We start from the raw sequence: 11551 nt of genomic DNA, 5'->3' as shown, positions 1-11551 counted from the left end.
TCAGGACCTATCGGCTCTTGGAGCCGGCACTATCGGTCGCGGGCGACCAGGGCTCGGGCGCCAGTTTCGCGCCGGGCTGGAGTTTCTGGACGCCGTCGACGGCGACCTTATCGCCGGCCTTGAGGCCGGACAGGACGAGCCAGTCGGAGTCGATCGCCTCCCCGAGCTCGACGTCGCGCGCCTCGGCGGTATTCTCAGGCGTGATCACGTAGACCTGGGCTCGCCCCTCCTGCGTGCGGACGACGGCGCGCTGCGGCACGGTGATCGCGCCCTCCCGGACCGCCTGCTCGAGACGGACGCGGACATACATGCCGGGCAGCAGATCGCCCTTCGCGTTCGGGAACTCGGCACGCAGCGTCACCTGGCCGGTCGTCGCGTCGACGCTGGCACTGGCGAACAGCAGGGAACCGGCCTGCGCATAGGTCGCGCCATCGTCGAATACCAGCTCGACGCGGGCTTTGCCCGGCTCCGGGCTGGCGAGCTTGCCCGCGTCGACCGATCGCTTCAATGCCAGGAGTTCCTGGGCCGACTGCGTGAAATCCGCGTAGACAGGGTCGATCTGCTGGATCAAGGCCAGGTGTTGGGTGGCGTCGGCGGTGACGAGCGCGCCCTCGGTGACCAGGGCTGCCCCGATGATGCCGGTGATGGGGGCCCGGACCTGGGTGTAATCCAGGTTGATCTTCGCCTCGGCCAGCGCGGCTTCGGCCAGCCCGACATCCGCGTTGGCCTGGGCGAGCGCCAGTTCCGCGTTCTCGAAATTGATCCCGCTCGCCACTTCGCGCTCGCGCAGCGTCTTCTGGCGCGCGAGCTGCTGCTCGGAATTGGCCTTGAGGGCCTTGGCCTTCTGAAGGGCGGCCTGCGCGCTCGCGACCCTGACCTCGAAGAGCTTGGGATCGATCCGGTAGAGCACGTCCCCCTGCCTGACGAGGGTGCCCTGCTGGAAGACGCGCTCCAGCAGAATGCCCGAGACCCGGGCGCGGACCTCGGCGACGCGCGTCGCGGCGATGCGGCCGGGCAGGTCGCGGACGACCGGAACCGCGCGCGGCTCGACCTGAAGGACGGCAACGGCAGGCGGCGGCATCTGGGACGGGTCCTGGGCGTTCGCTGCCGCCACCGTCATGGACAGGATGACCGCGACGGCGCCAAACCGGCGCAATAGGGATTGCTCCCCGACCTTCGACAGGCGGGAAGGACGCAAAACAGATTGGGAATTCATGGGGAAGCCGGAGTTTCTGGGATGAGTTCAAAAATGCTTTTGATGCCGTTCAGGATGGCGGCGCGTTCGGACGGATCGAACTCGCGGAACCCCTGATATTCGATGGAGGAAAGCCCAAAGAGGGCGAGATAGGCCATCAGGGACGCGAAGGGCTTGTCGGTCCCGGCCTGGATCGCATCGAGGTCGCGGGAGAGCCAATCGCGCATGCTGCGCTGAAAGGCATCTTGGTGGGACGCCGCCGCGCTGACCGCCATCGCAATGGCGCGTTCGTCCTCGGAGGGCTGCCCCGCGGCGGTGGCCTCGATCCTGCCGAAAAGTTCGGGATTAGGGGTCGCGACGGCTGCCGCTACGGCGGCGGCCACCTTCTTGTCGTCGGCCTTGATGATCCGCCCGATGAGGGCCTCGAGCACGGCGCCTTTGGACTTGTAGTCATAGAGGACGCTGGATTTTGCGATCCCAGCCTCCTTGGCGACGGCATCGATCGAGAGGCCAGCCGCGCCGCGGCTGAGCACGACCCGCTCCGCCGCGTTCAGGACCTCTTCTGGATCGTGCTTTCTGTGTCTGCCCATATCGATTTCCTGGCCAAGGCGGGAAACCGCCCGGCCTCATTGTGATATTTATATACGAACGTTCGTACGGAAAAACAATCCTTCTCCGCCGAGGAGGCGAGGGGCGGGAATAGGGTATCGCGCGGCCCGTTTTGACGCGCGAGAGGGACTGGTCCGTCCATCGCCCCTGCGGCGGGCCAGTCCCATTGATCAGAACACTTGGATTGCCCGATCGTTGCCGATTGGCTCGCGTGTCAGTTTGATCGCTGAATGGCACTGATCATCGGCGGCCAGTGGCCCGTGCCGATGGCTGCACGAAAGGTGGTTTCCGCCAACCCGCTTGCCGACCCGCCTGAGCGGCACCGAGTTGGAAAATCAACCCTTGTCGATTTCCGCCGCGGCGATCTCCGCGACGCGAAGGGTGGGCGCGATATGTTCGGTTTCCCCATCCTCGATGAGCCAGACCGCCGAAAGCCCCGCCCAGGCGAGAATCCAGCGAAGCAAGCGGCCGCGTTCCAGCTGTGCGGCATGAGCGACGACGTCCACCTGTCGGGCGAGGCGACCACGCGCCGTGGCGACCGGATGATCCGGATTGCAGAAGAGATTGGCGTAATCGAAGCCGCGTTCGCCTCGCAGGCCCTTGGGATCGATTGCGAGCCAGCCTCGTTCTGCGAAATCAAGGATGTTCGCGTGATGAATGTCGCCATGCAGCGGGACGACATCGCGCGGATCGGCCAGAAGCATGCGTGCGGCCTCGGCGCATCGGACGAAGATCCCGCCCTGAGGTGCAGCATGGAGCGCCCGAAACCAGTCGGAGAGCGGGACAAGATTCGATGGAGGCGCTGCACGCGGCTTGTGAAGCTCGGCAACGGCCCTGCAGAGCACGACGCTCGCTTCATCATCCCTTCCATGCTCCGCCATCGCAGCGAGCGAGCGGTTGCCGGTCGCGCGTTCGAGCAGGATCGCATCATCGTGGTGTTCAATGACGCGAGCAGCCCCGATCCCATTCCACCAGATCAGGAGGCCCRCACCCCGCTTTTCCTCAGGCACCGTCGCGATCTTCAGCATGGGCCGGCTCGCCGTTCCAACGAACCGGGAGGAGGCGGCTGGTCCGTGTCAGGATCGGCTCGCCGTCTTCAGCCAGCGCCCAACGACGAATGTAAGGGGTGAAGTCGCTCTCGATCGCCATGATCTTCTTCAGTGTCAAACGGAGGGTTGCGGGTGATGCAAGGCAGCCGCCTGGCCTGGAATGTCCTCGTTCAGGCAAGCGCATGATGTGACAAATCCCTGAAGCGGGGAACTTGTCTGCCGGGCCGTTCGTTGCCCCCCGTCCAGGCGTCGACAAGGTCCCTTCCGTGAGCAGCATCTTCCTCCCGCTTCTCAGGCGGATCAGGCCAAGCGAGACGTCGGCCCCGGCGATCGCGTCCGACCAGACGCTGAGCAGTTTTGTCTGGCGCGCCAGCGGCGCCCATCAGTTCTATGTCGGCCTGATCGCGATGGCGGTGGCGCTGCTCAACTTCGCGCCGATCGATCTCCAACGGCGGATCGTGGATGTGGCGATCGCCAACCGGGACGTCCGGACCTTGCTTTTCCTGGGGGCGCTCTATCTCGCCATCGTCCTGCTCCAGGCGGCGTTGAAATATGCGCTTCTGGTCTATCAGGGCTGGGTCAGCGAAAGCGTCGTGAAAAAGTCGCGCGACCACTTGACGGTCGTTGCCACCGAGAGGGCATCGTCCGACGGGAACACGAGCGGGCAGACGGTCAATGTCATCGGCCGGGAAATCGACGGTGTCGGCGGCTTCGTCGGGGTCGGCATCTCGGAATTCGTCGTCAACCTGACCTTCCTTTGCGTGATCCTCGGCTACATGCTGTACATCCAGCCGCTGATCGCGCTGATCAGCATGGTCTTCCTGTTGCCGCAGGTCTTCCTCGCACTTTACATGCAGGCCGACCTCAACACGCTCGTCGAGCGGCAGGTCGGGCTGGTGCGCAAGCTCGGCGACGAAACCGTCGCCCAGAGCGGGAGCGGGGCCCGGAGCGGTCCAGAATCCAAGCCGACTCCGACGGAGTCCGCCACGATCCATGCGATCTTCCGCAACCGAATCCGGTTCTATGTCCTCAAATACGGGCTGAAGACCTTGCTGAACGTCGCGAATGCCATCGGTCCGCTGATGGTTCTCATCGTCGGGGGCTGGATGGTGATCCAGGGGCAGACGACGATCGGCACCGTCGTCGCCTTCATCTCGGGCCTGGAGCGCCTTTCCAGTCCCTTGCGCGACCTGCTCAACTTCTACCGCGAGTACCAGCAGGCGAAAGTCCAGTACCAGATGATCGGACGCTGGGTCGAAGGCAAGACCTGAGCCGGATCGAGGCCGGGTTTTCCRCGCGGGGCAGGGGCGCTGCCACGGCTTCACCCGTTTCCCGGATCAGCGCCAGGGCTGTCGAATGGTCCGGCCTCAGTGTTGCAGGCGGGATCATCGCCGAAGCTTTTTTGGGAATGCTACGGTCGGGACCGAAGCATTTATCCGCCCGATGCTGCCATAAGCGCCTGAGCCGCGTCAGGAGCTTCATCATGTCCTCTCTTTCAGCGAAGCCACCGTTCTTCGGCTGGCATATCGTCGCTGCGACCTTTGTTCTGGCGGCATTCGGGTGGGGCGTCGGTTTCTACGGGCCGCCGATCTACCTGCAAACCGTCGTCGAACGGACCGGCTGGTCGGTGGCCTTGGTCTCAGCGGCTGTCACCCTGCACTTTCTGGTCGGAGCGGTCGTCATCGCCAATCTGCCGCGCCTCTATCGAAGCCTGAGTGTTCCCGTGGTGACGGCTCTCGGGGCGGCCTTGCTTGCTGCCGGGGTCGTCGGCTGGGCGATGGCCAGCGAGCCGTGGCAACTCTTCTGCGCAGCTCTGTTGAGCGGCGTGGGCTGGGTTGCGATGGGCGCCGCAGCCGTCAATGCGATCATCTCCCCCTGGTTCGTGAGTTCTCGCCCTGCGGCTCTCTCGATGGCCTATAACGGAGCCAGTATCGGCGGCGTGATTTTCTCACCTCTATGGGTCGCTCTCATCCTCGCCATCGGTTTTCTCAAGGCGGCGATCGTGGTCGGCGTGACGATGATCGCCGCTATTCTCTCCCTGTCGATTTTTGTGTTTTCAAAGACTCCCGAGCGACTGAGCCAGTTTCCTGACGGCATTCGGCCAGACGCAGGTCCGGCTGCGGTCAGCGCTTCGGCTGCGGCGGCCATGCCAAAGGGATCGCTGTGGCGGGACCGTCGTTTCCTGACGCTGGCGGCAGGGATGGCGTTGGGTCTGTTCGCCCAGATCGGCCTTCTCGCCCATCTGTTCTCCCTGCTCGTCCCGGCGATCGGGCCTCAAAATGCCGGGCTGGCCATGGGCGGCGCAACGATCGCCGCGATCGCAGGCAGGACGGTGGTCGGCCTCGTCATGCCTGCCTCGGCGGACCGCCGCCTCGTCGCCTGCGCGAGCTATGCGGTCCAGATCGGCGGGTCATTGACCTTCCTGATCGCGGGCGATGCCAACGCAACGCTGATGATCATGGGCGTCATTCTGTTCGGTGCGGGGATTGGCAATGCCACATCCCTGCCACCGCTCATCGCACAGGTCGAATTCGGCAAGGCAGACGTTGCCCGCGTCGTTCCACTGATCGTTGCCATCGGACAGGCAAGTTATTCCTTTGCGCCGGCCGTGTTCGGCGCTCTGCGGACGCTGTCGCCAACCGGACTGTCGAGCTTCGATGGGGCAGCGCTGTTTGCGGTCGCTGCCGTGGTGCAAGCAGCCGCCATTGCCTGTTTCCTATGGGGGCGCCAAAGGCGCTCGCTGCCAGGCGCGACCGCATGACGGAGACAGGCCCCTTGGACCTGGCAGGGGCGAACCCTGTGCGGCTAGCCCTCGCCACCTGCGTCGGACAGCACCCTTGCCGGCACGGGGAGGACGGTCGCCCTCTGGCCGTTTTGCGTGGCCAGCCATTTCAGATAGCGCAGGCGTGCCGCCACCGTGTTGCTGCGATGGGTGTTTTGCAGCCACTCAAGATACTCGGCGAGGCGAACGGTGATGATCTGGACGGTCTTGCCCTTGGCCAGAAGCAGCTCCGTCGCGGCAGCGAACTGGCGCTTCCATTCGGGATAGGAGCGGGGGATCCTGGGGTCCTTGCCGACCATGTCCAGCAAGGCAGGAAAGTCATCTTCCGAATACCACGGTACCAGCACGGTGTCGTAGTAATCGAACTTCCGCATGGCTGTGTCCGCCCAGCAATCGGAAAGCGTCGCCCACCTGCGATCCTACCAGTTCTCCAGCTGGTTTACGAGTTGCGCGCAGTGCCTCACCGGTTTGCGCGCGGGCGAGTTGCAGATCTCGGGATATCCGGTCGGCGCCATCACGAAGGATGCAAGCCCTCCGTCGGGCACGGAAAGCCCGTTTCAAGCCCGTTTCCTGGGCTCTGCCCCGATCCCGCCCCGGCGCGGGGATCGGCCGTTTCCTTCGCGCCCATTCGGTCAGGCGCGCCTAGGCGCTGGCCGGCAAGGATTTCAGCGTCCTGATGATCTCGCTCTCGGTATAGGGTTTTCGAAAGAACCGGGCCCGCTCAGGCAATTTCTGAGGGTCGACCCGGACATGGCCCGAGGTCACCATCAGCCCGATCGGCGGCCATTTCTCGCGCACGACCTCGACCAGCTGCAGGCCGTTCAGCGAGCCCGGCATCTCGACATCGGTGAAGAGGATGCGGACATCGTCGCGTTGCTCGAGAATGGCCAGGGCCTCGTCGGCGGTCGCTGCCTCGACGGCGAGGTAACCGGCCTCCTCGACGAGCAAGGCCGCATACATCCTGATGATCGGCTCGTCGTCGACAACGAGAACAACCGGCTTTTCCGCGTCTGTAGGCACTGGGCTTCTCCTGAACCGCCTTCTTGTCGCGGCGGTAGAGGTCCAACGGCTCATGGACCGGAACGTTCCGCCGTCGCGCCTGCTTTGGGCGCTACGGACAATGCAGGCTGTTGGCATGGCCGGCGGAGCGCTCCCTCGTGAAGCTGCCCGCCTGGCCGCGCGTGCCGGCAGCGGAAGCGGAGCGCGGGTGAATGGCGGCAGGCGAGGTGCCTCAGCAGCGCCTTGGACCGGCGAAGATTCCCGGCCCCTGGCCCGCCAGCCGGGGTCCTCCCGGCGTTCGTGTCTGATTGGCCTTGACCTCGCTGCCGCCCCGGCTCCAGACTGCGCGGATCCAAGGAGATCCCCGGCAAGGGGCTGAGAAACCGCTGGCAGACCGGGTGTTCCCCGGAGAGGCGCGCGGAAATCCTTCGAACCTGATCCGGCTCATACCGGCGGAGGGATGGAGCGTCGCGGCACTTGCCGGCAGCCGAAGGGCTGCCAGATCTCCTTCCCCGAGCGGGCGAGGAGTTTGCCTATGCGAGGCCCGCCACACACCACCCTTCGCCGATCTGGCGACGCTTCCGGGCCCGTCGCCTGCGAGGCGCCGGCCGCCACCGATATCGCCATCATTGGCGGCGGCCTGATCGGTTTGTCCATCGGCTGGCGGCTGGCCCGGCGCGGGCTCGATGTGACCGTTTTCGAGCGTGGCACGATCGGGCAAGGGGCAAGCCTTGCCGCGACCGGCATGCTGGCCGCGGCCGCCGAGCTGGAGCCGGGCGGCGAGGAGCAGCTGCCACTGGCGCTCGAAAGCCAAAGGCTCTGGCCGGGTTTTGCGCGCGAGCTCGAAGCCGAGAGCGGGCTCGGCGTCGACTATCGCCGGGACGGTGTCCTGCTGGTCGCGCTGGGGCGTGAGGAGGTCGAGCGCCTGCGTTTCCGCCATGACATGCAGCGGCGCGCCGAGGTCGAGGCTGCATGGCTTAGCGGGGCGCAATGCCGCGAACGCGAGCCCGGGCTGAGGCCCTCGGTCGTTGCCGGCATTCTCTGCCCGGCCGACCATCAGGTCGATCCGCCGCGCGTCATGGCGGCGCTACGACGCTCCTGTCTCGCGGCCGGAGGGCACCTGGTCGAAGCCTGCGAGGCCGAGCCGGAGCTGGCCGGCGGCCGCGCTCTCGGCGTCTCGACGCCGCGCGGGCTCTGCAAGGCCCCGATCGTGATTGCGGCCGCCGGCGCCTGGACCCGATTTCAGGGGCTCGACATCCCCGTCCGCCCGCTCAAGGGTCAGTCACTCGCCCTGCGCAGCACGCCCGAGACCGGCACGCTCGCGCGTGTCGTCTGGACCGAGCAGGTGCATCTCGCTCCCAAGAGCGACGGCACTCTCCTCGTCGGCGCCACCATGGAAGAACGCGGCTTCGACGACAGCGTGACCGCTGGCGGCGTCTATGCCCTGCTCGACGGCGCCCGGCGCGCACTGCCCTCGATCGAGGAGATGCCGGTCGAGGCGATCTGGTCCGGCTTCCGCCCGACCTCGATCGACGATGCGCCGATCCTTGGTGAGACGGGGATAGCGGGCCTGCTCGTTGCGACCGGCCATCACCGCAACGGCTATCTGCTCGCCCCCGTCACGGCAGCCGCGATCGAGCAACTCCTCGTCGAGAATCGCATCACGGGTCCGGCCGCGTCATTCGGCCAGGCGCGCTTCACCCCCTGTCTGGAGGCAACCTCATGAAACTCATCATCAATGGCAAGGACCGCGATAGCGCAGCGGAGAATCTGGCGGCGMTTTGGCAGGAGGAGACGGCCGAGATGGACTTGCCGGGTCCGCAGGGCTTCGCGATCGCGCTCAATGGCACCGTGGTCCGGCAGGTCGACTGGGCGCAGACGCCTCTGTCGCGCAACGACCGCGTCGAAATCATCCGTGCCTTCGCAGGGGGCTGACATGAGCACTCCGATCGAGGCCCTCACCATGGCGGGCACGGCATTGTCGTCGCGGCTCCTCATTGGCACGGCCGGCTATCCGAGCCAGCGCATCATGGTCGATGCCATCGAGGCCAGCGGTTCGGATCTTGTCACGCTCTCCCTGCGTCGCATTTCGCTGCAGGGCCATGGCTCCGACACGGTGCGCCTGCTTGCCGGCCGCCGCTTCCTGCCCAACACGGCAGGCTGCGAAACCGCGCGCGACGCCATCCTCACCGCCGAGCTTGCACGCGAGGCGCTTGGCACCAACTGGATCAAGCTCGAGGTGATCGGCGATCGCGAGACGCTCTATCCCGATGTCGGTGAGCTGCTGGAGGCGACGCGCCAGCTCGTCGACAAGGGCTTCGTCGTCCTGCCCTATTGCAACGACGATCCGGTGATTTGCGCTCGCCTGGCTGATCTCGGGGCCGCCGCCGTGATGCCGATGGGGTCGCTGATCGGCTCGGGCATGGGCGTCGCCAATCCGGCCAATCTCGAGCTGATCTGTGCCCGCTCGCCCGTGCCCGTGATCGTTGATGCCGGCATCGGCACGGCCTCCGACGCGGTGATCGCCATGGAATGCGGCGCGAGCGGGGTTCTGCTCAACACCGCCGTCGCCAAGGCCGATGATCCGGTGCGAATGGCACTCGCCATGCGTCACGCCGTCGAGGCCGGCTGGAACGCCCGCTTGGCGGGGCGCATTCCGCGGYGTGGGCGGGCTCAGCCGTCCAGCCCGCAGCTCGGGCTTGTGGGGTCGTGAACAGGCTGCCCGACCGGCTGCTCGTCGTCACCGACCGGCATCAGGCCGTGAAGCCTTTGCCGCAGCTTGTCTCTGCGGCGCTCGCCGGCGGGGCACGCTGGATCTGGCTGCGCGATCGCGATCTCGATCAGCCGGAACGCCGCAGCCTGGCGCAGCAGCTGCATGAGCTCGTGAGCATGGCGGATGCGGTTCTGACGATCGGCGGTGATGTTGATCTCGCCGCCCGGGTCGGGGCACGGGGCGTCCATCTGCAATCGGCTGGGGCGATCTCCGCGGCCCGCGCCGTGCTCGGCGTCTCCGCGCTGATCGGCGTTTCCGCGCATGACGAGGCCGATGTCCGGGCGGCAGCAGCGGCAGGCGCCGATTATGTCACGGTAAGCCCGATCTTCACGACGGCGAGCAAGCCCGGCTATGGCCCGGCCCTGGGCCTGACCGTGCTGCGGCGCTGGGCAGCGATCGGGCTGCCGGTCGTGGCCCTTGGCGGCATCACCTGCGACCGCGCGCCACTCTGCATCGAGGCTGGTGCTGTGGGCGTTGCAGTGATGGGGKAGGTGATGCGAGCCGTGGATACGGCCACGACCATTCGCAGCCTTCGCGCCTGCGCGCTGATGAGTCCACGCGCTGGTGTATGAGCAGGTCGAAACGAGAGGAATGGCCTGCGCCGATGCGACGGATCGTGATCCTGGGGAATGCCGGCAGCGGCAAGTCGACGCTCGCGCGAGCACTGGGCAAGCGCCTTGCGCTGCCGGTCGTGCATCTCGACCGCCTGTTCTGGGAAGCCGGCTGGACAAAGGCCGAGCCCGGGCTCTTTCGGGATCGCGTGCGGGACGCCGTGTCCGGCGATGCCTGGATCTGCGAGGGCAACTACTCCCGCCAGACCTTCGAACTGAGGCTGCCGCGCGCCGATATCGTCATCTGGCTCGACACCCCGCGGACGACCTGCCTGGCCCGCGTCCTCTGGCGCTGCATCCTGAACCGGCCGCGGCCGGATCTCCCCGATGGCTGCACCGAAAAGCTGGATGCGGAATTCCTCGGCTTCCTCCGATATGTCTGGGCCTTCGATAGGGACAAGCGACCGCATATCGAGCGCGAGCGGGTCGCGACGGCCGCCAATGTCCCGGTGGTCTATCTCCGCGACGCCGGACAGATCTCGGCATTCGTGAATGCGACATCGGTCGGGCAGGGCGGCGCGGGGAGGGCACGGTGAAACAGGATCTCGACCTGATCAGGGGGCTGGAGGAAGAGCTGTTCAAGCCGTCGGTTCGAACCTCTCCGGAAGCCCTTGATCGGCTTCTGGCGGATGGTTTTGTCGAATTCTGCCGCTCCGGCGGCGTCCATGACAAGACCGAGGTGATCCGAAGTTTTGCCGAGGGCAATGCCCAGACGGTCGAGGTGCCGGCAGCCAGGGATTTCGTTCTCCGATCCCTGGCCGACGACGTGGTCCTGCTGACCTATCTGAGCTTTCGTGTCGCCCATGGCCGGGAAGAGCGGCACACGCTGCGAAGCTCGATCTGGCGGTTCATCGACGGCCGCTGGCAGATGGTCTTTCACCAGGGAACGCCTGCTGGCCAGCCGTCCTGACGGGGGCTTCGTGGGGGGCTTGAGCCGCCCCGGCGGTGTTGACCCAGATCCGCGATCGTCCCTCCCGCTGCGCCCGGGCGGGACAATCGCAATCGCCATCACCACGCCGAGCCCGGCCTCAAGCCCGGCGCCGTTCGAGTGCGTGCTCGATCCGGGCCGTCATCCGGCGCAAGGCACGGTGCAGATGGTCGCGCATGAAACCCCGGCAGTTTCGCCGCGCCGAGGACCGTCGTAGCAAAGCTGACGAAGTCCAATGTGGGACATTTCGGTGTACTTGACGCCGCGTCTGCAATCTCTTGATACTGCGTGCGGCGAAGCAGATCCGGCGACGCAAAAAGCGGGCAAGGGCGGCTGATGACTGTCGATGAGGCGGCCGCGTTCGTCGCGCAGAGCGAGGAGATGCTTGCGGGTGCGGAAGCGGTACGCCGGCTGCAGCGTTGCTACGAGGCGATCAACGGCGACGATCGCGCCGGCGAGACGCTGGGCGCCATCGCATTTTCCTTCGGCTTCCGCAGCGAGGCGCAGTTCAGCCGCACCTTCAAGGAGCGTTTCGGCATGGCGCCGCGCGAGTTGAGATCAGTCGCCCGCGAGCGCGGCGTCAACATGCTGCCGCCGACCACGGT

At 66.2% G+C, this 11551-nt stretch carries 13 protein-coding genes, 1 pseudogene and 1 riboswitch; of the genes and pseudogenes, 9 read left to right on the top strand and 5 right to left on the bottom strand.

Annotated features, from left to right (window positions below):
* Positions 1-7: 7 nt before the first annotated feature.
* The 3 genes and pseudogenes from AC1DRP_RS23440 to AC1DRP_RS23430 all read right to left on the bottom strand — a co-directional run bounded on the left by AC1DRP_RS23440 (position 8) and on the right by AC1DRP_RS23430 (position 2953).
* Entirely contained in the window at positions 8-1120 is a 1113-nt protein-coding gene (locus tag AC1DRP_RS23440) for an efflux RND transporter periplasmic adaptor subunit (RefSeq protein ID WP_476769718.1), read from the bottom strand.
* A gap of 92 nt (positions 1121-1212) precedes the next feature.
* Positions 1213-1785 (bottom strand): TetR/AcrR family transcriptional regulator, encoded by a 573-nt coding sequence (locus AC1DRP_RS23435; RefSeq protein ID WP_476769707.1) that lies wholly within the window; start codon positions 1783-1785, stop codon positions 1213-1215.
* A 354-nt stretch (positions 1786-2139) separates the two neighbouring features.
* Positions 2140-2953 (bottom strand): annotated as a pseudogene (locus AC1DRP_RS23430) (aminoglycoside phosphotransferase family protein).
* A 166-nt stretch (positions 2954-3119) separates the two neighbouring features.
* Here AC1DRP_RS23430 and AC1DRP_RS23425 point away from each other — a divergent pair.
* Positions 3120-4124, top strand: a complete 1005-nt coding sequence (locus AC1DRP_RS23425) for an ABC transporter transmembrane domain-containing protein (RefSeq protein WP_441506921.1) — start codon at positions 3120-3122, stop codon at positions 4122-4124.
* Positions 4125-4336: 212 nt separating this feature from the next.
* Entirely contained in the window at positions 4337-5614 is a 1278-nt protein-coding gene (locus AC1DRP_RS23420; protein WP_476769706.1) for an MFS transporter, read from the top strand.
* A gap of 44 nt (positions 5615-5658) precedes the next feature.
* Here AC1DRP_RS23420 and AC1DRP_RS23415 read toward each other — a convergent pair whose 3' ends face one another.
* Positions 5659-6009 (bottom strand): hypothetical protein, encoded by a 351-nt coding sequence (locus AC1DRP_RS23415; protein WP_441506919.1) that lies wholly within the window; start codon positions 6007-6009, stop codon positions 5659-5661.
* A gap of 268 nt (positions 6010-6277) precedes the next feature.
* Positions 6278-6655, bottom strand: a complete 378-nt coding sequence (locus tag AC1DRP_RS23410; RefSeq protein ID WP_476769705.1) for a response regulator — start codon at positions 6653-6655, stop codon at positions 6278-6280.
* Between the two features lie 324 nt (positions 6656-6979).
* Positions 6980-7112: riboswitch (TPP riboswitch) on the top strand.
* 57 nt (positions 7113-7169) lie between these two features.
* On the opposite strand from AC1DRP_RS23410, the gene thiO reads away from it, so the two are divergent.
* From thiO to AC1DRP_RS23375, 7 genes are all read left to right on the top strand, one after another.
* On the top strand, positions 7170-8360 hold the full coding sequence (thiO, locus tag AC1DRP_RS23405) for a glycine oxidase ThiO (protein WP_476769704.1): 1191 nt from the start codon (positions 7170-7172) through the stop codon (positions 8358-8360).
* Positions 8357-8569: a sulfur carrier protein ThiS gene (thiS, locus tag AC1DRP_RS23400; protein ID WP_476769703.1), complete on the top strand. Its 213-nt coding sequence runs from the start codon at positions 8357-8359 to the stop codon at positions 8567-8569. The genes thiO and thiS overlap by 4 nt, the downstream gene beginning before the upstream one ends.
* A 1-nt stretch (position 8570) precedes the next feature.
* Entirely contained in the window at positions 8571-9347 is a 777-nt protein-coding gene (thiG, locus tag AC1DRP_RS23395; protein ID WP_476769702.1) for a thiazole synthase, read from the top strand.
* Positions 9344-9979 (top strand): thiamine phosphate synthase, encoded by a 636-nt coding sequence (locus AC1DRP_RS23390; RefSeq protein WP_476769701.1) that lies wholly within the window; start codon positions 9344-9346, stop codon positions 9977-9979. The genes thiG and AC1DRP_RS23390 overlap by 4 nt, the downstream gene beginning before the upstream one ends.
* A 32-nt stretch (positions 9980-10011) precedes the next feature.
* Positions 10012-10554, top strand: coding sequence for a P-loop NTPase family protein (locus AC1DRP_RS23385; protein ID WP_441506914.1), 543 nt, complete (start codon positions 10012-10014; stop codon positions 10552-10554).
* The gene (locus AC1DRP_RS23380; protein WP_476769700.1) at positions 10551-10928 is read left to right on the top strand and encodes a nuclear transport factor 2 family protein; all 378 of its coding nucleotides are present in this window, start codon (positions 10551-10553) and stop codon (positions 10926-10928) included. Before AC1DRP_RS23385 ends, AC1DRP_RS23380 begins: the two co-directional genes overlap by 4 nt.
* A 354-nt stretch (positions 10929-11282) precedes the next feature.
* The coding region (locus AC1DRP_RS23375) for a helix-turn-helix domain-containing protein (RefSeq protein WP_476769699.1) at positions 11283-11551 on the top strand (269 nt) is incomplete at its 3' end.

The sequence above is a fragment of the Allobosea sp. 01N443 genome (assembly GCF_056399325.1).
The sequence above is the reverse complement of the archived record's forward strand: the minus strand, read 5'-3'. Positions and strand labels throughout refer to the sequence as shown.

Coding starts and splice junctions, on each gene's coding strand:
- AC1DRP_RS23415 (WP_441506919.1), bottom strand. CDS start 6,009: ATGCGGAAGTTCGATTACTACGACACCGTGCTGGTACCGTGGTATTCG.
- AC1DRP_RS23440 (WP_476769718.1), bottom strand. CDS start 1,120: ATGACGGTGGCGGCAGCGAACGCCCAGGACCCGTCCCAGATGCCGCCG.
- thiO (WP_476769704.1), top strand. CDS start 7,170: ATGCGAGGCCCGCCACACACCACCCTTCGCCGATCTGGCGACGCTTCC.
- AC1DRP_RS23420 (WP_476769706.1), top strand. CDS start 4,337: ATGTCCTCTCTTTCAGCGAAGCCACCGTTCTTCGGCTGGCATATCGTC.
- AC1DRP_RS23385 (WP_441506914.1), top strand. CDS start 10,012: ATGCGACGGATCGTGATCCTGGGGAATGCCGGCAGCGGCAAGTCGACG.
- AC1DRP_RS23435 (WP_476769707.1), bottom strand. CDS start 1,785: ATGGGCAGACACAGAAAGCACGATCCAGAAGAGGTCCTGAACGCGGCG.